Raw genomic sequence first — 21,992 nt, forward strand, 5'->3', positions numbered from 1 at the left:
TTCGATGAACTGCGCATCGCGCAGTTCATCGACCCCGGGTCCAGCGCTTGCGCTGGTCCGGGTCCAGGGGCGGATAGCCCCTGGTGGGGCCTGGGGCAACGCCCCAGCTCAGCGCCTCCCCGGGGTTGTGCGCTGGAGGGCGACCATGTGCGCCGCCCTTGCCAGGGGAGCCCTTGTTCGCCGAAGATGACGGCCTCCCGAGCCTCTCTCGACGACGATGGAAGGGCAGCAGAGTCCGCCGATACCTTCGACGCCCGCGCCCTCTGTCGGGCGTGGACTCCGTGGATCGCGCCTCCTCTCCGGCCTCTTCGCGGGCGCCATGTCGGGCACCCTCGTCGCCACGTTCAGCATCACGCTCGCGGCGCTCATCTTCTCGGGCAACCTCACGAAGTACCTGCCGGCGGGCATCGGCATGGCCCTCGCGGGATCGGCCATCATCGGCGCGATCGTCGCCCTCGGCAGCTCCTTCCGCCCCGTCATCGCCGCGCCGCAGGAGAACACCGCTGTCGTCCTCGCCCTCGTCGCCTCGGCGATCGGCAGTCACATCACGGCCAAGGGCGGCGACCCGTTCCCCACGATCGTCGCGGTCTGCTCGCTCTCCGCGCTCGTCACGGGTGGCCTTTTCCTCATCCTTGGCGGCCTTCGCCTCGGCACCCTCGTCCGCTTCATCCCGTACCCGGTCGTTGGCGGCTTCCTCGCGGGCACGGGCTGGCTCCTCCTCACGGGTTCCATCTCCGTCATGGCGGGGACCGAGTTCTCCCTCGCGTCCATGCCGCTGCTCCTCCGCGCCGAGGCGATCGTCAACTGGGTCCCGGGCCTCACGCTCGGCGCCTTCTTGACGATCCTGCTCCGGCGTTACCACCACTTCATGCTCTTGCCGGGCCTGCTCGTGTTCGCGGTCGCCATGTTTTACGGCGTTCTCTACGCGGCGGGCGGCACCGTCTCCGAGGCGCTCGATCGCGGCATGCTCCTCGGACCCTTCCCGAGCGGCGCCCTCTGGCCGCCGATGGCGCCCTCCGACGCGCTCCGCATCGACTGGGCCGAGATCGGCGCGAATTCGGGCAACCTCCTCGCGATCACCATGCTCGCGACGATCTCGATCCTCCTCAACGCCTCGGGCCTGGAGATCGCGACCGAGCGCGAGATCGACCTCGATCGTGAGCTTCGCGCGACGGGCATCGCGAACCTCGCGGCGGGCCTCGGCTTCGGCATGGTCGGGTACCTCTCGCTCAGCGAGTCGACCTTGAACCACAAGGCCGGCGCCGAGAGCCGCGTCGCGGGCATCCTCTCCGCGTGCATCTGCGCGGCGGCCCTCTTCTTCGGCGCCTCGGTCTTCTCGTACTTCCCGAAGCCCGTCCTCGGCGGCCTGCTCGTCTTCCTCGGCTCGGGTTTCCTCCTCGAAACCATCTACGACTCCTGGTTCCGCCTCCCGCGCGTCGAGTACGGCCTCGTCGTCATCATCCTCGTCGTCATCGCGTGGATCGGCTTCCTCCCGGGCATCGGCGTCGGCATCGTCGTCTCGTCCGTCCTCTTCGCGGTCAACTACAGCCGCATCGACGTCATCAAGCGTGCGGCTGTCGGCTCCGACGTCCGCAGCAACGTCGAGCGCGGCGCCGGGGACGAGCTCACGCTGGAGGAGCGCGGCAAGGAGCTCTACATCCTCCAGCTCCAGGGCTACATCTTCTTCGGCACCTCCTACTCGCTGCTCAAGCGCGTGCACCACCGCATCCTCAGCGACGATCCTGGCCCCACGCGGTACGTCTTGCTCGACTTCCGCCACGTCGACGGCATCGACTCCTCGGCGGTCCTCTCCTTCGTCCGCCTGCGCAAGCTCGCCGAGTCGAACGGCATCACGCTCGGCCTCACCGACCTCCCGAGCGCCGTCCGCAAGCAGCTCGAGCGTGGCGGATTTGCCGACGGATCGAAGCGTGTCCGCTTCTTCCCCGACCTCGATCACGGCCTCGAGTGGTGCGAGAACTTGATCCTGCGCGCCGCGCCGCCGAGCATGCTCCCGCCGACGAAGCTCGTCGACGAACTCGAAAGTGTCTTCCGCACCCGCGAGTTCGTCTCCGGCTTCCTCCAGTACCTCGAACGTGTCGAGGCACCTGCGGGCTACCAGATCTACCGCCAGGGCGACGTCTCCAAGGATCTCTACCTCATCGAGTCCGGCGAGCTCACGGCTTGGCTCGAGCTCGACGGCGGCAGGACCAAACGCTTGCGCACGATGGGCCCGGGCACCGTCGTCGGCGAGTCGGGCCTCTACCTTGGCACACGCCGCTCGGCCACGGTCGTCACGCTTTGCCCCACGGTCCTCTACCGCCTCTCGCTCGACTCCCTCGAGCGCATGACGCGCGAAGCGCCGCACCTCGCGGCCTCGTTCCACCAGTTCGTCGTTTGCCTGCTCGCCGAGCGGATGGTCCTCGCGACGGGCGCTTCGAAGACGCTCTTCAACTGACGCGGCAGGCGCCATGAAGACCCTCCCGAGGCTCCTCTCTTCCGCGCTGATCGCTGCGGCGATCTTCGCGCCGCGCCTCGCTGCGGCCGACGGTGCGCTCCGCACGGTCCTCGTCATCGACGCCTCCTCGTCGATGCGTGGCACCGACCCGAAGGAGCTCCGCAAGGTCGCGGCCGAGCTCTTCGTCGACCTCACGCGCAACGGCGATGAGCTCGCGGTCGTTGGCTTCGACGGCGCCGCGCGCGACGCCATGCCCACCCTCGTCGTCGTGCGAACGCCCGACGATCGCGCTCGGATCAAGCAGGCCGTCCGCGCCGTCGGCAACGATGGAAACTGGACCGATTTCACGGCCGGCCTCGAAGGCGCGCGCCGCCTTCTCGAGGGCAAACCTCGCGCTCCCGGCGATCAGGACCTCATCGTCTTCCTCACGGACGGCCGCTGCGATCCGGACCCGCGTGGCCCGCTCGCCGACGCCGCGCGCGCGGCCGGCGGCAAGACCAGGGTCGAGCAGGTTTGCCAGACCAAGGTCTTGGACGACCTCGTCCCTTCCCTCGGCAAAACGCGCATCTACGCCGTCGGTTTGTCCAAGAGCGCCCCTCGCGCCTTCCTCGAAGACCTCGGCCGCCGCACGGGTGGCATCGGCGTCGCCACCGATCGCCCTGACGAGCTCCCGCGCCTCTTCGCCGACATCTACGCCCGCCTCTTCGGCAGCCGCCTCTCCGAGGGCGCGTCCGCCCCTTCGATCTCCGTCCCGGTCGACGAAGGCGCGAGCTCGCTCGACCTCGTCCTCGTCGGCCCCCCCAAGCTCGGCATGCGCCTCTTCGATCCGAAGGGCGCGGAGGTCTCCACGGCGGGTGATCGTCCCGGCGTGTATTTCTCGGACAACCCTGCCTACCGCCTCCTGCGCCTCGACGCCCCCGAGCCCGGCGCGTATCGCCTCGACGTCTCCGGCGGCGGCACCGGTGGCCGGTATGCGGTCCTGCAAAACCTCGATTTGCACCTCACGTTCCCGGGTTTGCCCGAAGTCCTCGAAATTGGGAAGAGCGCCACGATAAAACTCCGCCTCGCGACCCCGGGCGGCAAAGCTCCCTCGAAAACCTTCCTCGATCGTCACGCGTTTTCCCTCGTGTCCGTGGAAGGCGCGAACACCTGCGACGACGCGACCCTCGCCTCGGCGGCTCCCGTGCCCCTCCGCTCGCTCCCGGACGGCTCGTTCGAGGCCCCGATCACGCCCTCGAAAAAGGGCGCCTTGTGCCTCCTCGGCCGAATGAGCCCGGGCGAGTCGGGCGTCCTCACGCGCGAGGCCCGCGGCGCCCCGGTCCGCGTCATTCCGCCGATTCACCTGAAAGCTGCCGTCGCCGCGCCGTTTGGCGCGGTCAAACAGGACGGACGCGCCGTCGCCACCATCTCCCTCGAAGGCAGCGAGGTCGGCGAGCTCATCTTCGCCGACCTCGAACACGAGCACCTCGAGAACGAGGGCAACCGCTCGGGCATGAGGCTCTCCGATCGCGACGTCGAGATTGGCCCTGCCACGAAGAAACAATTCGACGTCACCCTCGATGTCGGCCGCGACATGCCCCCGGGCCCGCGCGAGATCACGCTCCGCATCGTCCCCAAGAAGCCGCAGGGCTTCGAGGATCGCGCTGTCTCCGTCCGCGTCCCGGTCACGATCGTCCCGCTCACCTTCTGGGAGCGCCACGGCCGCAACATCCAGATCTTCCTCGTCGCCTTCTTCACCTTCTTCCTCGTCATTGGCCTCATGCTCCCGGCGCGGTTCCGGCGCACCGCGATCCTCCATTACGAAGATCGCCGCGACCCCGACCTCCCGCGCCAGGCCAAGTTCCCGCTCGGGGCCAAGGCGCGGGCGGGTCTTTATCGATCGGCGCGCGTCACCATCGGCCCGATGGGCCCCGTCCCGCGCGGCGGCGTCGTCGAGCTCCGCGCCGGCCCCGGCGGCGCCGTCCTCGCGCGCCCTGCTGCCGGCAAACGCGCGACCGAGCTCCCCCGCGACGACGATTTCAGCGCGGGCGAGCCCCGCGAACCGCGGCTCGTGAACGGCTGGTTCCGCGTTTCGCCGGGCGTGAAATATGCGATCGAGGGGACGGGGCTCGTCTTCTGGTGGAGCCCGCGTTGAACATACAGAGAAAGGTAGCTTAAAATGAATCGATTGGCCTTGGCAGGTTTGCTCCTCATTTCGATGGTCGTCTCGGCCTGCAGCTCGGGCGGCGGCGGCGGAAACGGCGGCGCCGGCGGAAGCGGCGGCGCAGGCGGAAGCGGCGGCGCAGGCGGAAGCGGCGGCGCAGGCGGAAGCGGCGGAAGCGGCGGCGCGGACCCGTTCGCCGATTGCGAGGGACGCCCCTACACCGCGACGATCGTCGCTCCCACGGACGGTGCGACGGGCGTCGCCGTCGACGTCAAGATGCGAATGGAGTTCTCGGACGGGATCCCCGATCGGTTCGAGCAGGTGACGGGGCCGGGGGGCTCGTCCCTCGTGGTCAAGGACATCGGCTCCGATGCCCAGGGTGATTATTCCACCTACGAGCTCATGCCGGCGACCGAGTATACGCTCACGGCGGGGTGGTGGTGTGTCAAGCAGGTTGGCGGCATGACGGACCAGAAAGAGTACGTGCTCGCCACGTCGACGTTCACCACCGCGCCTTGAGCGCCGCGGCCTGGAAAGATCCGCTTTCCACGGCCCTTCCGACTCTGGTACGTTCCTCTCCTCCCGCTCTCGGGCTGAGCATTGGTCTCATCGCAACCCGCCGCGCCGGGGCGCCGCCCCGGGCCCCGCGGGGGCTATTCGCCCCTCGACCCGAACCAGGGCAAGCCCTGGACGTCTCGGGAAGAACTGCGCGCTGCGCAGTTCTTCCCACAGGCCGGTGGCAAGACCAGGGACAGCGTTGCCGGTTGAAATGTCAGCGCGGTTGGTGGCAGGGTCGTTGCCGGTCTTGACTCGGCCTGTTCGATGAACTGCGCGCTGCGCAGTTCATCGACAATCGGTCCAGCGCTTGCGCTGGTCCGGGTCCAGGGGCGGATAGCCCCGGTGGGGTCTGGGGCAACGCCCCAGCGAAGCGGCTTCGAGATGAGACCAATGCTCAGGCTCTCGGAGAGGGGGAAAGCCGCGAAGCTTTTGCGGAGACGAAGGAGGGAGCGAAGGCGGACGGCGTTATTTCTTCAACTTCGCCTTCAGCGCGGCGGCCTGCGCGAGCAGCGCTTGCGCCTGCGCTTCCAGATCCTCGGCCGTCTGGGCTTGCGCCGCTTGCTCCGCGGCGGCCTTGGCCTCGTTCTCGGCCTCTTCCTCCAGCTTCTTCAGGAAGGCCTGACGTTCTTCAAGCTGGGCCAGAAGCTCGGCGATCGACGTCTTGACCTCGTCGATCGTCTCCTCCTCTTCTCGCGGCGGCTCGCTATAGAAGAAGCCATCGGCGAAGCTCGACGTTAGCGTGGCGTGCTGGAACGGCAGCTTGGCGAGGCCGCCGTGCGACTCCTTGCGGGCTCCATTGACCTTGTCGATGAACTGCTTGCGCGCGCCGATGTCGCGGAAATCGCGGTTCTTGCCCTGCGCCTTCTTGCGCAGCTCCTCGGCGCTCTGGCCCGCGGCGACGAGCGCGTCGGCCTCGGGCGCCATGGCGACGAGCGCCGGCACGCCGCATTTCGTGAGCGTCTCGCTCCAATCGGTCATGGATTGCAGCTGCCCGCCGAGCACGGGCCGCCGGAACTTCCCGAGCGGCTTGTTCTTCAAGAGCGCAGTCCGGAGCTGCTTGCGCGTATTGCCGCTCGTGTGGTCGTCGACGGCGCGCGAGACGCGCCCGGCGAAGCCGTCGAGCCCCCCGTCGGCCTTGTCGACCGCGGCCTGCGCGTGCGCCAATGCGTCGAGGATCTCGATCTCCTCGAGGAGGATGAGCTTCCACTGCTCGCGGAGCTCCTGGAAGACGGGCACGTAGGTTGCGGCCAGGGGCTCCTGGACCGCTCGGGAGAAAGTATATTGAAGCTCCCGAAGGAGGGTGAAAAGACCGATGCGATAGCCGAGGACCCGTACTCCCATGGCGGCGACGGTACCAAGCCCCAATGAAGAAGACAAGGGGATCGTACGGGGCGGAAGGGTCGGCGCCCACGGCGGGACGAACCTCGGGCGTCCCGTCGTCCGCGTCGCGCATCGCGGATCGGGGCTCGCGTTTGGCGGCTTTTCATCCATGCGATTGGGAACGAGGTCGGGCTGGGCCGGACGGGGTCCGTTCGGCGGCGCAAGGACGACGGTAGGAAGCAGACGGGGGTGGTCCGGGGGCGAAACAGGGGCGGCGTTCGGGGAAGAGCTGTTTCGCGGAGGAACGAGGGTGGGCGGCGGGCGCCGCCGGGGATGGTTCCCCAAAACCGGTGGCGGCCGGCGGGCGCAGCCGGGGGCGGTTTCGCGCGTACCGCCGGCCGGCGTGTCGCTCCCGGAGCGCTCCCGGAGCCGAACGGGGGGCGACTGCATCGCCATTCGACGGGCGCGGCGCAGATCGGAGGACGCGCGCGCGGCAGGGGCGCGGGTGGGGCGAAATCGGGGCGGGCGTCGGAGGAGAACGAGGGATGTTTTTGCGGCAGAACAGGAGGGCGGCCGTCGGCGAGCATCTCGTTCGGCTCTGCGTGAGAGGAAGATGCGAGGGGGCCGTGGCGAGCGAAGCAGTCTTCGCGCGCCATCTTGGCCGTGCGCCGACGGTTGCCTGAATCTCCGCCCCCTGTTCCGTTCGGACATTGGGTGTCCTAGCAAGCGCTCCTCCCTCTTGCGTGCGTTCCGCGTGTTGAGGCACAAGGATCGCCAGGAACAACGCAGGCCCGCGCACAGCGCCGCGGGGGTGGCTCGCCGTGGCCTGCGGTAACGGAAGGGACCTTCCATGGTCTGGCTGCCCTCGATCCGCCTTCCGGGCGGGACGCTCTCGCTCGTCCTGGATTCGCAGACCGCGCTCGATGTCCGGCGCTTCTCGATCGCGGAGGGAATTTCAAGCCTTTTCTCCGTCACGCTGGAAGCGTTCTCCAGCGATGCGGCCTTGTCCTTCGACGACGTGGTCGGCCAGCGGGCCCGCTTCACCATCCGGCGCGGCGCGGAGGAGCGCACGTGGAGCGGCATCTGCTGCGGCGCGCGCCTGATCCGCGTCGAGGAAGACGGGCTCTCCACCTACGAGATCACGCTCGTCCCGATGCTGTGGCTCCTGACGCAGCGTGTAAACCGGCGCATCTTTCAGCACCTCTCCGAGCCCGAGATCGCGACGCGTCTCCTTGACGACTGGCAGATCCCCCGTGAGCTTCGGTTGTCGGAGACGTACAAACCGCGCGAGTTGCGCACCCAATACGACGAATCGGATCACGCATTCCTGTGCCGGCAGCTGGAGGACGCTGGCATCTCGTATTTCTTCGAGGAGAAGGATGGCGAGACGGTCGTCGTCCTCTCGGACGCGCCGCATCGCGCGGAGCCGCGACCCACGCGGCTCCCGTTCAAGGCCGACGTGACGATGGTGACGGGCGAATACGCGACGCGCGCGCAGGCTGGCCGCGAGCTGCGGCCCGGCCGTTTTGTCATGCGGGATCGTGACCACCGGCTCTCCGCGGCCTATCCCCTGGAGGCGCGAGCCGATGCGCGAGCGCTCGACGTGGAAACGCGCCTCGAACGTTTCCGCGCCGATCCTGGCGCCTTCCTCTACCAAGCCAACCCGGGCGGGGGCACGCCGGTAGCAGACGATCGGGGTGCGTATCGGAGCGACGAACGGGTCGCGAGAAGCCTCGCACAGAAGCGCCTCGAAGCGGAGCGCGAGGGGGCCGTGACGTTCGGTTTCGATACGAACGCGCTCGATCTCGCGCCGGGCGTCGTGGTCCACGTGGACGGCCATCCGCGCCCGGAGTTCGCGCGGGGCCTGCTCGTCGTGGGGACTCGCCTCGACGGCACGCAGGACGGCGACTGGACGCACGTGTGCGAAGCGCGCAGCGTGGAGCTGCCATACCGCCCCCCGCGCGTGACGCCTACGCCTCGCGCGCAGAGCATCGAGACGGCAACCGTGGTCGGCCCCCATGGCGAGGAGATCCATTGCGACGAATTCGGCCGCGTTCGCGTGCATTTTCATTGGGATCGGGAGAGCACGATGGACGAGCAGAGTTCGTGCTGGATCCCGGTGAGCCAGGCATGGAGCGGCGCGGGCTATGGCGCGCTCAACCTCCCCCGCGTCGACCAGGAGGTGCTCGTGGCCTTCCTGGACGGGGTCCCGGACAGGCCGATGATTGTGGGTCGTGTGCATACAGCGCTGCAAAAGGTGCCATATTCGCTACCAGCGAGTAAGACGCAGAGCGGATGGAGGACGGCATCCTCGCCGGGCGGAAACGGATATAACGAGATTCTCTTCGAGGATAAGAAGGGCGGCGAGTTCATTCGTGTGCATGCCGAACGCGATATGCACGCGACAGTGCAGCGGGACATGGTGTCGACCGTGCAGCGCGACCAGACCGAAACCGTGCGACGGGACCGCAAGGCGATCGTGACGCGTGACGCCGAGACCATCGTAGGGCGCAACGCCGCGCAGCTCGTCCAGGACAACGCGCGACAAGTGGTCGGCTTATCGAGCACGCGCGTCGTGGGGGTCAACGACGTGCTCGACGTGGGGGGCGATCAGAACGTGAGCATCTGCGGGGATCACAATCTATCTGTGGGCGGATCGAGCGAGACGAAGATCGCCGGCGCCCATTCCGTGCAGGTGGGAGCTACGCAGATCATTCAGGCCGGGGATACGATAACGATCAAGACCGGCGCGGCAAGCATCACCCTGGAACCGTCCGGGAAGGTGACGATCTCCGGGACCGAGATCGTGCTGCAATCGACGGGCCCCGTCACGGCGAGCGGAACGAAGATCGGGGTGAGCGGCGCCGAGATAGGCGTGCTCGCATCGGGGGCCGCTGAGGTAGGCGGCGCGTCGCTGCACCTCGTGGGGGATCCCATCAAATCGAATTGATGCGAGGCCAATCACCATGAAGCTCGACAACCGTACGCCGCTCGCGGCGATGGCGTTTCCGATGGTGGACCTCGCGGGCGACCCGTTCGTTGCGATCATCGCAAAGGGCATATTCGACGTGGACAAGGGCAAGCCATTGCGCTTGTCCACGTCCCCCTCACGCATTCGCATCGCCTCGGTTCCCTGGGCGGCGGAGAAGCCTTCCAGCCTGCGCTACGAGGACGACCTCGCGCCATTCAAGGTATGCACCGACATCATCGTCAATGGTACGGCATACGCGCCGGGCGGCCAGCGCGCTCCCGCATGGCGCGCCGGTGTGCGCGTGGGAGCCGTGCGGAGATACGTGACCGTCACCGGGCCGCGCGCATGGGTGCATGCGCCGCTACTCGGTTGGTCCCTCACCCCGATCGTCCCGGTGCACCGCGTACCCTTGCGGTATGAACTCGCGTTCGGGGGCGATGGGTTCGAGGCGAACCCCGTGGGGGTCGGCTACTGCAATCCACGGACGGCAGACACGTCGCAGCTCGTCGCGGCGCCGCAGCTCCTCCGCGAGGACGGGCGCGCGCCGGTGTTCGGGGAGCCGTATCCGGTGGAAGGACTCGGAGCCATCGCCAGGACATGGCAGCCTCGCCGCGCGCGGGCGGGAACGTTCGGGGAGGCATGGGCGACGCAGGAAGGACGCCGTCTGCCCGAAGATTTCGATGGCACGTATTGGAACGCAGCCCATCCCGACCTGTGCGCTGACGCATTCCTTCGAGGTGACGAGGAAGTGACACTCACGGCTCTGCATCCGGAGCACGCAGAGCTGGCTTTTCGGCTGCCTTCGTTGCTCGTGGCCGCGGGCGCTGTGCATGCCTCGGGGTTTCGTCATGCTTCCCCAGCGCGGCTGGACACCGTTGTCATCGATGCGGACGAGCTGCGGGTAGAGCTTTCGTGGCGCGTCGCGTTACCGTTGTTCAAGGGTGGAGTGGACAGCGTGCATATCGGAATGCGCGCCGCGGCGGTTGGAGGTAGCGCATGAGTGGGGAGTGGGCACGCGAATGTGGCGAGGCGATGGTCGTGTCCATCGCTCCGGACGTATGCCTCACGCCGGTTGGCAACACAATGATGCCGGTGCCGTACATGATCATCGCGCGGCTCGAAAATGCCGAAGGCACAGACCCGAAGCACCTCGTCTGCGGAAAACCTGCTTTCACCACGGGGAGCCGCATTCCGCACGTGGAGGGCAATGAGGCCGGGACGGGCGGTGGGCTCATCTCGGGCGTCAATCGAGGTTACTGCCGGGCCGTTGAGCATAGCTCGACGTTCATGTCGGGCGACCATTGGCTCGTCCGCGAGGGGGACCTTTTTGCCATGAATTGCGCGGGGCCCGATGGACCCGCGAACACGTACGGTCGGCTTGTGATAACAAACGAGGTGGCCTCCGCGCCGGGCGTGAGTTTGTCGAAGAGCACGAATACGGTCGTGGATCCGGCGACGGGCGTGGTCACGAGCGAGACGAGCGAGACACGCGAGGACCCGGAGACGGGCGCGATCACGGAAGTGCGCGAGCGGACGGTGCTCGATCCGGCGACGCAGCGCGTGGAAGTGCAGCGGGTCGAGATCACGACGAACCCCGACGGGTCGAAGACGTACAAAGCGAGCGCGGGGGCGTTCGATCCGGCGAGCCAGCAATACGAATGGAAGACGTCCACGGGGAGTTTGCCCGAGGCGGAGGTGGACCCGGACGAGGTGTCGATCGACGAGAACGGGCGGCTCTACCTCGGCGACGACGGGGAGGGGTTCGTCCCGTCCGATGAGCTGGACCGGGCCGACGAGATCGCCGATGATGACCCGGAGGTTTTGGCGGACCCCGACGTCAAGGCCGCGCTGGAGGAGGAGGCGGCGTGCAAGGCGGAGCTGGACAAGACGAACGAGGCGATTGCGTGGGAGGGGTTCAAGGCCGGCGTGGACGTCGCCGGGATCGTGGACCCTACGCCGGTCGCGGACCTCACCGGCGCGGCGCTGGCCCTGGCAGACGGGGACTGGCTCGGAGCGGGGATCTCGGTTGTCTCGGCGGCGGCGCCGTACGTCGGGGATCTCGCGGGGAAGGGAATCAAGGCGGCGCGGGCGGCGAAGGCGCTGGCGAAGCTGGATCGGTTGCTGCTGAAGTGGCAAGCGCACCTCGCGAATGCGGCGGCGGCGGTGCGGAAAGCGAAGCAGGCAGCGAAGAAGCGGATCGCGAGGAAGAAGGGAGGTGGGGTCGGAGGGATCCGGACGGCGCCTAAGAATCCCGGGGATGGGGGGTTCGCTCCCGGTGGTGGTGGGGGCCGGAAGGGGGGCGAGACCGGCGGAAACGGGGGCGGCCCGAAGAAGCCGCGGAGGCCGCATCAGCCGGACCGGGCGAAGTGGGAGCAGAACGGCGGAACGGTGCGGGACAATCCCGACGGGACGACGTTCAGGCGGAAAGATGGGGTGGAGGTTACGTATGATAAAGATGGGTTCCCGGATTTTACCCGGTACAAGCATCCGGAGGTGAAGGATGTGGAGATTGAGTTTACGGGGAGCTACGACAAGGACTTTGCCCGCGCCGACGAAGCCGCAGGAATCACAAAGAAGAAGAGGAAGACTGAAGAGTACACGTGGCATCACCATCAAGACGGGAAAACGATGCAGTTGATCAAGAAGGATGTTCATCGAGAATTCTTTCACACCGGCGGCATGGCGGGAGCACAATAGGAGACAGAGGCCATGCGAATGGAGACCGAAAACCCCCATGGTGCCACTTCCCCCGAGGAAATCGCTGGCTTTCAAGCGCGCTGGAGCGTGGTGCTCCCTGCCGAATACAGGGAGTTTCTTCTCAAGTCGAATGGCGGATGGCCGGAACCGGATACGTTCGTGGTTCCAGGATGGCACGGCCAGGCGTCTATGCTAGACGCGTTTTTTGGTATCCATCACGGCAGAGAGACCGAGCGACTAGATCGCGCAATGGAGGTGTACGATGCGCGCATCCCAGGCGATCTGATCCCCATCGCCGACGACGCAGGCGGGAATGTCGTCTGCATTGGCTGGAAAGGCAAACGTCGGGGAAAGATCTACTTCTGGGATCACGAAGACGAGCTTGACGAGCAAGGTTTGAGCCGGCAGGACTACCGAAACGTGTACCTGCTCGCGAACAGCCTGACGGAGTTCTTGAACAATCTCCGGGAAGAGGACGACGACCAATGCGAATAGGTGCCCACTCGAATATCGGAACAGCCCAATGCCCGACACATTGATACCGCCCACCGCCGCTGACACCCCGACCCTCTACCCCTCGGAACCTGAGCCCGACGCGTCGCCGTGGCTCACGTGGGTCCCAGCGCCCGATTATTGGAACGCCGCCCCCACGATGTTCCTCCCGCCTCCAAAGCCGGCGCCTCCCGTGCCGATCCCGGAGGGCGTCATCCTGATCCCGACGGAGCTGCTACCGCCGCCCGTCCTCGAACATGCTCCCCGTGCGCCGTCCGCGATCCCGCCGCCGCAGCTCGTCAGCCCTGTCGCGGACGTTCCCGCTTCGGAGCCGCTCCCCGCATCCATCCCTGGCCCTGCGCCCGCGGTTTCTGCCGCCATGGTGCCCACGCCGCTCCCGCTCGACGCCTTCCCCCTCGAACGCTATGCCCGGCTCGACGCCGCCCTTGCACTCGATCCCGCGCCGGAGCCGAGCATCCTCGAACAGCATCACCTCGACCCCGCGACATGGCGCGCGCTGCGCCAGCACTGGCAAGGGACGCTCCGGGCCGCGCTCCGCGACGGCGATCCTGCCCCGCTCCGAGCGTACGACAACGCCTTTGTCGAGGAGCTGGAGCGCGTGCGCGGAGCCATCACGCCGGAGCAATACGCGAGCTTGACGCGTGCCAGTGAGCGGGGCGCGCGGGCGGAAGCGCTCGCCGCGCTTGGCCTGCCTACCGCCGCCGTCCTGCCTGTCGAGCGCGTGATGCTTCGACGAGCTACGCGCGTGTGATCCCGGGAGTTCGTCGCGGGAGCCATGTTTGTGGTCTTGACATTCGGGTTTGTCCGCAGTACGAGGCGCCTCGAAAGCTGACGCGGCGTCGGCAGCGTTGGTCTCCCACAAAAGACAGCACGGCGCCGCGTCGGCGTTCATTCTATCGACCGCGCTTTCGGTGGAGGCCGCGCGCAATGCGGACGTCGACGAGACGACGCGAACCAGTGGGAGGGCGTCTGGACGTGGCCGGGGTGGTGCGTCCACGCCGGGGCGTCGAATCGAGGTGTGTTGCCCCGGCGCAGCCGATCCGTGTACGATGCGCGGCAAATGGCGCGCTGGTTGGTCCTGGTTGCTGCCCTCTCGGGCTCTCTCCTCGCGGCAGCGGCGTCCCACGCCGACGAGGCCACGCCCGCGCCGCGCTCGGCGGTCGGGCGTCCGACGGGCCCCGACGCGACGCCTCCCCCTGATCCCGCGGCTGTCAATGCGGCGGTGTCCGCTCTGGTCAAACTCGCGGACACGGCCCGCAAGCAGGGCCGGTGGGAGGATGCAGAGCTTGGATATCGCGAGGCATTGAAGCTCCGGAACGACGCGACGGTCGTGGGGCGGTTGGGCCTCACCCTCGTAGCCGCAGGGCAACCGGCCCGCGGAGCGCGCAACCTCATGGAAGCTATCGAGCGCGGCGGGGGTGTCGGCGCGGAACAGGAGGAGTTTTTCAAGGTATTCAAGCGGATCCGGCCTACCGTTTGTCTGCTGTACGTGAAGGGAAACCTCAGCGACGCGGTTGTGTCCATCGACGGCGGGCCATTCCACAAAGAGGGCGGAGTCCAGTTCAAGCTGTTCGTGGCCCCCGGCAAGCATGTGCTCGAAGGGAAGTCCGAGGAGCGAGGCGTTGCCCGTGCCGAGCGCACCTGTCCCGAGGGCGGCGAGGCGACGACGGTGCTCTCGTGGCATTGGCCGGATGGTCTGCCCACGAAGCCGGAGCGGCTTTTCAGGCATCGAAGGAAGGGCGAGGTGATACCGGGCCTGGACGATGCGAGGCCCGCGGACATTCCGCGCGAGGAGGACGAGCCCCCGCCGCGGAAGCCGATCTTCGGGGGAGTCGCGGGGGACGAGAGACCCAAGCCGAAGCGCGGATCGGTGGGTGGGGGCGTCGCAGTCGTGTCGGGGGTCGCGACGTGGGCGCCGGCGGTGGGCGTTGCGCTGCATGGGAGCGTGCGGCCGATCGAGGTGCTTTCGATTGATCTCGATGCACGTGCTGCGTGGCTCACGTCGGGCATCGCTGGCGAGCCGATCAGCGGGATGACAGCCGGCGGACTTCTCAGCGTTTGCGGCCACTGGCGGTGGCTTTTCGGATGCGCCACGGGTTATCTCGGGTTGATCGCCGTCGACTTCGATGAGGCCAGATACGAGGGACGGTCTTATGTCTTCTTCACACCGGGGTTAGGCGGCCGTGTAGGGGCTCGGATCCCTATTGGTGACGCATTCGCCATTCGTGTGGCGGCAGATGTTGTCGGACTTAATGGTGGAATTCGTGTGGCTGTCGATCAAGAGACGGTAGCGGATCATCCGCCGGTCATGATTGGTGGTAGTGTAATGGGAACATGGGAGTTTTGAAATGGACCATCGGCGCTCATTTTTTGTCAAGCTGGGCTTCACCACTCTGGTCACGTTAGGCGGTAGTCTCGTCGCCATCGAGGGATGCACCGGGGAACCGCATTACGCCGCAGACCGTTGCGCCGAAGATCCGCTATACCCGGGTGGTCGCTGCCCCGACGATGACTCCGATGCGGGGTCGGACGCCGACGCCGAGCCTCCAGAATGCCCCGGTCGCTGCGTGCCGTTCCCCGAGGGACCCGATGCGCTGCTCTGGAGTCGATGGCCCGATCTCCTGCTGCCTGCGTCGGCCAAGGACCCGGAGCAGAGTTGCCCCGCGGATCTGACGCTGCAATTCGTGGGTTTTTCAGAGCTGATCGCGCCCCCCGCGTCGTGTGACATCTGCGAGTGCGAGCAGTCCGAAGGAACCTGCACGGACCTCCCCACGGACATCCAGCTCCGCGCCGGCTCGTGCAATGATCCGAACGCCGCCGCCTTGCCGTTCGGGGGGCCGTCGGGCTGGGACGGGAGCTGCACGAGCGTGAACGGGATCGCCGTCGGTGCGACGTGCCCGGAGGGAAGCGCGACGCTCTGCGCGCAGTCCGTGGCGGTGGGCCCATTGCCAGGGCCGACCAGCGAAGCCTGCGCGGTCACCACGCAAACGGTCCCCGCGTTCTGGAAGGATACGGGATGGAAACAGCGTTGGATCGCGTGCCGCGGAAACGTCGACGAGCTGCGCTGCGGGGACGGCAAGGCATGCGCGCCGGATCGTCCGCTGCCCTTTCTCCAGTGCGTGTGGCGTACCGGGAAGCACATGCAATGCCCGACGAATTACCAGGACGGTCCGCACGTGCTGTATCCCGAGCTGGCCGTCAATGATGGCCGGGAATGCACCAAGTGCGAATGCGGTCCGCCGGTCGGGAGCGCGTGCCTCGCTACCATCCGATTTTACGACGATGCGTCATGCATGTCCGAGTTCCCTGGGGACACACTCGCCTCCTACGGCGACCAGTGCAGCAATATCTATCCTGCCGGCCGAGCCATCGGGGCCAAGGCCATCACGGACCTCCACTACGTCGGCGGTGCATGCCTCGCGAGCGGCGGCGAGCCGATCGGTGAGGCCACGCTTGACGACGCCCAGGCGGTCACCTTCTGCTGTTATCCCCCCTTCGACTCCTGATACATGATGCCGCCTGCCGAAGCCTCCCCGAACCGACCGGCGAAAAAAGTGGGGATCCGTTTGCCCCCGGGGTCACTACTAGGAGGCATGACAGGATCCAGGACGACGTCGATGCTCGACGCGCTCCCGACGTTTCGCGGGAAGATCATGAAATGGCTCGCCAAGTTCGGCGTTCCTCCCGAGGACGTCGAGGACCTCACCCAGGAGGTCCTCAGCGCAGCCGTTCGGTACAGCGAAAGCTTCGATCCGACCAAGCCGCTGAGCCCATGGCTTCGGAGGATCGCGCGAAACATCGCGATCCAGTACTTCAAGGCAAAGGGGGACTGGGCTTCCACAGAGGCTGTGGAGGAGCCCGCGGCGCAGAGCGAGACGCCGGAGCGAGACGCGTTCGACAGGGAGATGGTGCGCACGCTGGCCGAGGTCTTCGAGGAGCTGACCCCCGCGGAGCGGGAGCTGCTGACACTGCGCTTCCGCGACGAGCGGTCGACCAAGGATATCGCCGCGCTGCTTTCCATCCCGGAGCCCACCGTCAAATCTCGCATCCAGCGAACGCTGGATCGCTGCTTCGAAGGCTTCCGGGCTCGGGGCGTCGAGGATCGCCCGGGCTCCCTTCTCGTGCCGCTCCTCTTCGCGAGCCGTCAGGAGGAGAGGACCGGAGGCGGCTCCTCGAACGGCGTGGGCTTCATGGGCGCGCCGCCGGCGCCTTCGGCCCCGCCGCTCTCGTGGTGGCGCCGTGTGCTGACGTCGCGCGTGACGGCATTCGTTGCGGGCGGCGTCGCCGTGTACCTCCTTCTACAGGCTCGGCAGCCCCCCGAACTCGCCGCTTGCATGATGTGGCTCCGCGCGTTCCCGGTGCCCACCGAGGGGGCCTGCGCCGCGCCGGCCGGCGGCGCCGAGCTGCGCGACGAGCTGCCGGTGCGCGGCGCCGCGCGCGACGGCAAGAGGCCGCGCAAGGCAAGCGCCGCGGGCACACAAGTGGCAGCGCAGGTAGCGGCATCGGAGCCGCTCACGGACTTTGCCGACGTTGAAGGGGTCGACACGGGGGACATCGTGCCGGACGACCGCTACGACCTCGAACCCATGATCGACTTCGGAGCCGAGAGGTAGGACAAGGTCTTACCAATTTCGCGGGATCCGTCATCCGGTCGGTCCCGGTCCCACTATCAGGAAGCGAGACTCAGACGAACACGGCGCCGCGACGCAGCGGCGCCGCGCTCGGATTTGTCCGATCGTCGCTCGTAGACGGGGCGCCTTTCGCTGCGCACCCCGACTGCGTCATGTACCGGATGGCCAGGTTCCGAAAAGGGAGCGGTGCGCGTGAAAGGCGCCCCGTCTTCGGGCGACGACCATTTCAAACAACGACCTCCAGGAGGGGACGATGGGGAGTGGTTCTCTGGGCGAGCAATTACCTCCCTTATCGCCCCCTCCTGGGGGTCGTGTCCTACGGCTTGGAGGCCCATGGATACCTTGCGGGACATCGACGACGACGCAGCAACGACGGTCATGGACCGTCCAGCGCTTCCGCCGCAGAGCGGACCCCGCGTGAGCGCGGCCCATCCCGAGCCGCCGCGGGATACCATCGCGGACCCGCCCTCCGTGTGGAGCCGCGCCCGTGCTATCGCGGGCGCCGTGCTGTGCGATTGGAGCGAGCGCGTTCGCAGGGCGCGTCTTTCGGATCGCCTCCCACCGCTTCCTCCGCCACGCTCCGCGAGGGCAACGCGGGTCTCGGCGGGCGTCGTTGGTCACGACGAACGTGGGGAGCTCCTCTTGCTCGAAATCATGCGCGCGGCCCCGGCCTACCAGCGCGCCGCCGTCTATGTCGCGAACTACGCGACCGCGCTCCGCAAGCACGGGAGCGAGGCATACGCCGAAGGGGTCGTCCATTACGCGCTGTCTCGCATGCGGGCGGATGCCGATGGGTTCGTCTCGTTTACGCGGCTGCGTGACATCCTGTGCGACATGTCGGGCTCCGGAACGCTCGTGCCGGCACTGCTTCGCCTGGAGGAGGCCGGCGTTATCGCCATCACGAGGACTCAGGAAGCGCCACCCCTGCCCGATCGCGTTCAGCTCCGAATCCCCCTGTGAGGGAATGCGAAAATCATGACGACCGAGCCGCCGACCATGGAAACCGAGCTTGTACTTGCGAGCGATGGTGCGATTTATGCCCGATTCGAGGAGGAACCGCCCCCGGGCCGTCGCGTGTTCATCGGCTACGCGCTGACCGCCGACGAGCGCGCGCAGCACGGCACGAAGGGCTTGCTCCGGTGGGCCTGCCTCCAGCACCTCGCGCTCGGGAGCGATGGGTGCGTGTACGTCGAAGAGGAGGCGATCGATCCCGAAGGGCGCAAGGAGTTCAGGGGGTATGCTCTGACGGACAAGGAAGCTACGCGCGTCTGTCAGGAGTTCCACCGTCTGGCGTTCAACCTGACGCTCGCCGTGCGAGCGAAGTAACCTTGTGTCGGAGTCCCGACTGGCATCTCACCATGGCGAGGCTCACGACCGCGCCTTGAGCGCTCCGGCCTGAAACGTTCCGCTTTCCACGGCCCTTCTGTCTCTGGTACGTTTCTCGGCCCCCGCTCTCGGGGAGGGGAAACGCATGCCGCTCAGCGAAAAGAAGATCGCCCCCGCATTTTTCATTGGTCTCGGGGGCGCGGGAGGCGCCATCGTCGACGAGCTCGCCCGCAAGGTGAAGCAGGAAGACTCGTTCGAGCGATACAAGGACCTCGTTCACTTCTTCGCGTTCGACACCGACGCCGACGACCTCGCGCGGCTCGTCTGGATCGACGCGGCCCACAAGTTCGTCCTCTCGGACTTCGACAAGCCCGAGTACGTCGAGCTCAAGCGTGGAAAGCTCCACGCCAAGGCCGATCCTCTCTTCGAGCAGTGGTGGCCCGCGTGGTACCAGCCTCGCGCGCACCGCGGCAAGGGCGCGGGCCAGATCCGCATCGAGAGCCGCCTTTCGCTCTACCACCACCTCGAAAACGATCGCGCCAAGATCCTCGAGACGTTGGAGAAGGCGATCCGGCGCGCGTACGACGTCCACAACCCCTTCCGCGCCAACAAGGCCGCCAAGATCCACGTCTATGCCTCCCTCGCCGGCGGCACCGGCTCCGGCGGCTTCGCCACCATGGCCCTCACGGTCCGGCGCCTCCTCGGCGGCCAGCGTGGACATCGCATCATCGGCACGTTCGTCCTGCCGAACGTTTTCCGCGGCAAGGGCCTCCCGCCCAACCAGTTCGACAAGATCATGTCGAACGGCTACGCGGCCCTTCAGGAGCTCGAGCTCCTCCAGAGCGCCGGCCCCGCCGCGCCCGTCGAGTTCCACTACGACCCGGACAACCCCGAGCGTGTCCTCGTCGACCGGCCCCCGTTCGATCAGATCTATCTCGTCGAGGAGAAGACCGAGAGCGGCGTCGTCCTCGCCGACTCGCAGGAGGTCTACCCCGCGATCGCCGACGCCGCGCACGCGCAGATCTTCACCTCCATCCTCGATCGCGAGGGTTCGACGCTCGACAACGACACGCGCGAGCTCATGCAGCTCGACGAGCAAGGCTTCACGAAGTCGTTCGGCTCCTTCGGCATCGGCGCGCTCGTCCTGCCCGTGGAGGACGTCCTCGAACACGCGGCCTTGAAGCTCGGCGCGGAGCTCTTGCTCGCGGCCGTCCCCGGAGGCAGCGCGGCGCTCGGCGACGGCGCCGATCTCGACGCGGCCGATCAAGCCTTCGTCCGCGGCCTCGAAAGCAAGGCCGAAGGCAACGGCGAGGACGCCGAGCCGTATCGCCGCGCCGTCGAGTGGGCGCGTGGTGGCGGCAGCGGCGGCGAGGGCACGATCGGCGCGTTCCTCCGCCGCACGCGTGAGGACGTGGCCAAGCGCATCGACGAGGCGATCAAGCTTCGCGGCTGGGACGAAGCCGAGCTTTCGGCGTTCGAGCGCGACCCCGAGCGTGTCCGCTCCGAGACCGCGCAGGCCTTCGCCGCGCTCAAGGTCCAGGTCGGCAAGAGCGAGGACGCCGCGCGCGAGCGGGCGCGCGAGGCGGCATTACGTGTCGCGGCCGAATCCGGCGAGATCTCGCTCACCGAGCTCGCGAAGGACAAGGGCCCGACCGAGGCGCGTTACTTCCACGCCTTGCTCCGGCAGGCCGTCGCGGCTGAGCAGGAGACCGCGCGCAAGGCCTACGAGCGAGGCCTCGTCCTTTCGGACGGCCGCCTCGGCGAGGACTTCAAGCGCCGCGTCGACGAGCTCGCCGCGGCCGCGCCGGAGACGCTCCTCGAAAAACTCCCGGGCCGGGAAAACGATTACTTCGAGGTCGCCGCCTCTTTCGCCGGCTGGTATCGCGACGTGCTCGACGGCCTCCGCGCGCGCATCCGCGCGAATGCCTTGATCGAGTATTTCGCGGCCGTCCTGCGCGAGCTCGATCGTCGGAGGCTGTCGAGTTTCCATTTCTTCGCGCGTGTCGATCGTATTCAGCGCCGGCTCGAAGAGCGCGCCGCGCGTATCGTCGCCGCGGGCGGCCGGCGGCACGAGGGCGGCGATGCGAATCGCTACGTCCTCGACGTCGAGGTCCTCCAGGACCACCGCACTGGCCATCGGCTCTGGGATCACCTTTATGCGCGCCTCGTGCGCCCGAGTGATCTCCAGCTCTCCGGCGCGCTCTCGCGCCTCGCGGCGGTCGCGAGCCAGGGCGGCGCCGAGCAGGACATCGAGCGCCGCATCATCGACGACCTCGTCCAGCTCGCCTCCGCCGCGCTGCGCGGCCGCATTGCGGGCGGCCTCGAAGAGCGTGGCCTGCGCATCGACGAAGAACTTCGTTTCGAGGCCCAGCTCGTCTCGGCCACGCGCAGGCTCGAACGCCGCGGCGGCCCGCTCCCGCCTGCGTCCGATCCGCAGTGGATCGAGGAGGCGCGCCGCACGCCCGAGGACGAGATCCAGAAGTACATCAAGGACAAGCTCGAATTCGCCGCCGCGAAATGCGCGCCCTTCGTGACGCTCGGCGCGGGCGCGCCGCTCCTGCCGGACAAGGCGTACGTCGTCATGCACGGCGATTACGAGCGCACGCTCGGGCCGATCCTCGCGCATCTCGCCACGCACCGTGTCGATCGTGGCCAGATCGTCGCCTTGGATCACCCGTACGAGATCATCTTCTACCTCGCGCGGCTCGGCTGCCCGCTGCACGCGGTGAAGAGTTTGTCCGATTACGAGCGCCGTTACCGCGCGGTGAAGGACAAGGAGCTCGCGGAGGGCGCGAAGGTCCCGGGGTTGCCCAAGGGTGTCCCGCAGATCCCGCTGCACATCGACCGCAATTGGGAAGGCGCGCCGGAGCCGGACACGCGCCTCTTCCGCATCTCGATCGACGGCGTGCGCGAGAACGACTCCAAGCTCGCCTGGATCGAGCGGCTCTCGCACGTCCGCAAGAAGGTCGGCGAGGAGCAGGTCCGCACGGACGACATGCGTGATTTCACGCTCGCGGTTTGCTTCGGCGTCATCCGCCGCGCGGACGGCGTCTACTGGATCGAGGACCCGGATCTCCCGGAGGATCGCCGCAAGCTCGGCAAATTCCGCGACCAGGCATTCACGAGTTATCGTGGCCGCATCGACGCGCAGAAGACCTGGGTGCGTCGCGCTTATGCGGCGCACCTCCTCCGGATCGAGGAAGACCGCAATCACGCCGAGCTCGCCTCGCGCCTCGAAGCGCACGTCACCGACATCGAGCGCCTGGTCAAGCTCGCCGACGGCGCGGGCGGCAAACCCGAGCTCGAACACCTCGCCCGCGAGCTCGAATGCATCGTGGTGTTCCGCCGGGAAAAAGGGCTCTGAGGCCCTGGGGGGCG

15 protein-coding genes are annotated in these 21,992 nt (G+C 67.5%); 14 read left to right on the forward strand and 1 reads right to left on the reverse strand.

The window, feature by feature from the left end:
- Positions 1–319: 319 nt before the first annotated feature.
- The 3 genes from KEG38_RS37000 to KEG38_RS37010 are packed head-to-tail and all read left to right on the forward strand — an operon-like array spanning position 320 to position 5,117.
- Complete coding sequence (locus KEG38_RS37000; protein ID WP_272425122.1) at positions 320–2,455, forward strand: SLC26A/SulP transporter family protein; 2,136 nt, start codon at positions 320–322, stop codon at positions 2,453–2,455.
- Between the two features lie 13 nt (positions 2,456–2,468).
- Positions 2,469–4,589, forward strand: coding sequence for a vWA domain-containing protein (locus KEG38_RS37005; protein ID WP_272425123.1), 2,121 nt, complete (start codon positions 2,469–2,471; stop codon positions 4,587–4,589).
- A 24-nt stretch (positions 4,590–4,613) separates the two neighbouring features.
- Complete coding sequence (locus KEG38_RS37010) at positions 4,614–5,117, forward strand: hypothetical protein (RefSeq protein WP_272425124.1); 504 nt, start codon at positions 4,614–4,616, stop codon at positions 5,115–5,117.
- Positions 5,118–5,621: 504 nt separating this feature from the next.
- Here the strand turns inward: KEG38_RS37010 and KEG38_RS37015 are convergent.
- A complete protein-coding gene (locus KEG38_RS37015; RefSeq protein ID WP_272425126.1) occupies positions 5,622–6,497 on the reverse strand; it encodes a hypothetical protein in 876 nt (291 codons plus the stop codon).
- 829 nt (positions 6,498–7,326) lie between these two features.
- Here KEG38_RS37015 and KEG38_RS37020 point away from each other — a divergent pair.
- From KEG38_RS37020 to KEG38_RS37070, 11 genes are all read left to right on the forward strand, one after another.
- Positions 7,327–9,426 carry a type VI secretion system Vgr family protein gene (locus tag KEG38_RS37020; protein WP_272425128.1) on the forward strand — a complete coding sequence of 700 codons (2,100 nt, stop codon included), beginning with the start codon at positions 7,327–7,329 and terminating at the stop codon, positions 9,424–9,426.
- 61 nt (positions 9,427–9,487) lie between these two features.
- Positions 9,488–10,447: a DUF2169 family type VI secretion system accessory protein gene (locus KEG38_RS37025; RefSeq protein WP_272425129.1), complete on the forward strand. Its 960-nt coding sequence runs from the start codon at positions 9,488–9,490 to the stop codon at positions 10,445–10,447.
- On the forward strand, positions 10,444–12,144 hold the full coding sequence (locus KEG38_RS37030) for a PAAR-like domain-containing protein (protein ID WP_272425130.1): 1,701 nt from the start codon (positions 10,444–10,446) through the stop codon (positions 12,142–12,144). The genes KEG38_RS37025 and KEG38_RS37030 overlap by 4 nt, the downstream gene beginning before the upstream one ends.
- A 12-nt stretch (positions 12,145–12,156) precedes the next feature.
- A complete protein-coding gene (locus KEG38_RS37035) occupies positions 12,157–12,639 on the forward strand; it encodes an SMI1/KNR4 family protein (protein ID WP_272425131.1) in 483 nt (160 codons plus the stop codon).
- Between the two features lie 157 nt (positions 12,640–12,796).
- Positions 12,797–13,408, forward strand: coding sequence for a hypothetical protein (locus tag KEG38_RS37040; protein ID WP_272425132.1), 612 nt, complete (start codon positions 12,797–12,799; stop codon positions 13,406–13,408).
- Between the two features lie 471 nt (positions 13,409–13,879).
- Positions 13,880–15,004 (forward strand): tetratricopeptide repeat protein, encoded by a 1,125-nt coding sequence (locus tag KEG38_RS37045; protein WP_272425133.1) that lies wholly within the window; start codon positions 13,880–13,882, stop codon positions 15,002–15,004.
- A gap of 220 nt (positions 15,005–15,224) precedes the next feature.
- A complete protein-coding gene (locus tag KEG38_RS37050) occupies positions 15,225–16,163 on the forward strand; it encodes a hypothetical protein (protein WP_272425134.1) in 939 nt (312 codons plus the stop codon).
- A gap of 3 nt (positions 16,164–16,166) precedes the next feature.
- Positions 16,167–17,270: a sigma-70 family RNA polymerase sigma factor gene (locus KEG38_RS37055; RefSeq protein WP_272425135.1), complete on the forward strand. Its 1,104-nt coding sequence runs from the start codon at positions 16,167–16,169 to the stop codon at positions 17,268–17,270.
- A gap of 672 nt (positions 17,271–17,942) precedes the next feature.
- Positions 17,943–18,248 (forward strand): hypothetical protein, encoded by a 306-nt coding sequence (locus KEG38_RS37060; RefSeq protein ID WP_272425136.1) that lies wholly within the window; start codon positions 17,943–17,945, stop codon positions 18,246–18,248.
- Positions 18,249–18,284: 36 nt separating this feature from the next.
- Complete coding sequence (locus KEG38_RS37065; RefSeq protein ID WP_272425137.1) at positions 18,285–18,614, forward strand: hypothetical protein; 330 nt, start codon at positions 18,285–18,287, stop codon at positions 18,612–18,614.
- A 145-nt stretch (positions 18,615–18,759) separates the two neighbouring features.
- Positions 18,760–21,978, forward strand: a complete 3,219-nt coding sequence (locus tag KEG38_RS37070; RefSeq protein WP_272425138.1) for a tubulin-like doman-containing protein — start codon at positions 18,760–18,762, stop codon at positions 21,976–21,978.
- The last annotated feature ends 14 nt before the right edge of the window (positions 21,979–21,992 follow it).

It is taken from the genome of Polyangium jinanense (genome assembly GCF_028435265.1).
Classification (GTDB): Bacteria; Myxococcota_A; Polyangia; order Polyangiales; family Polyangiaceae; genus Polyangium; species Polyangium jinanense.

Excerpts from the sequence above, each read along its gene's own strand:
- KEG38_RS37000 (WP_272425122.1), top strand. The coding sequence starts at position 320 with ATGTCGGGCACCCTCGTCGCCACGTTCAGCATCACGCTCGCGGCGCTC.
- KEG38_RS37005 (WP_272425123.1), top strand. The coding sequence starts at position 2,469 with ATGAAGACCCTCCCGAGGCTCCTCTCTTCCGCGCTGATCGCTGCGGCG.
- KEG38_RS37010 (WP_272425124.1), top strand. The coding sequence starts at position 4,614 with ATGAATCGATTGGCCTTGGCAGGTTTGCTCCTCATTTCGATGGTCGTC.
- KEG38_RS37015 (WP_272425126.1), bottom strand. The coding sequence starts at position 6,497 with ATGGGAGTACGGGTCCTCGGCTATCGCATCGGTCTTTTCACCCTCCTT.
- KEG38_RS37020 (WP_272425128.1), top strand. The coding sequence starts at position 7,327 with ATGGTCTGGCTGCCCTCGATCCGCCTTCCGGGCGGGACGCTCTCGCTC.
- KEG38_RS37025 (WP_272425129.1), top strand. The coding sequence starts at position 9,488 with ATGGTGGACCTCGCGGGCGACCCGTTCGTTGCGATCATCGCAAAGGGC.
- KEG38_RS37030 (WP_272425130.1), top strand. The coding sequence starts at position 10,444 with ATGAGTGGGGAGTGGGCACGCGAATGTGGCGAGGCGATGGTCGTGTCC.
- KEG38_RS37035 (WP_272425131.1), top strand. The coding sequence starts at position 12,157 with ATGCGAATGGAGACCGAAAACCCCCATGGTGCCACTTCCCCCGAGGAA.
- KEG38_RS37040 (WP_272425132.1), top strand. The coding sequence starts at position 12,797 with ATGTTCCTCCCGCCTCCAAAGCCGGCGCCTCCCGTGCCGATCCCGGAG.
- KEG38_RS37055 (WP_272425135.1), top strand. The coding sequence starts at position 16,167 with ATGATGCCGCCTGCCGAAGCCTCCCCGAACCGACCGGCGAAAAAAGTG.
- KEG38_RS37060 (WP_272425136.1), top strand. The coding sequence starts at position 17,943 with ATGCGCGCGGCCCCGGCCTACCAGCGCGCCGCCGTCTATGTCGCGAAC.
- KEG38_RS37065 (WP_272425137.1), top strand. The coding sequence starts at position 18,285 with ATGGAAACCGAGCTTGTACTTGCGAGCGATGGTGCGATTTATGCCCGA.
- KEG38_RS37070 (WP_272425138.1), top strand. The coding sequence starts at position 18,760 with ATGCCGCTCAGCGAAAAGAAGATCGCCCCCGCATTTTTCATTGGTCTC.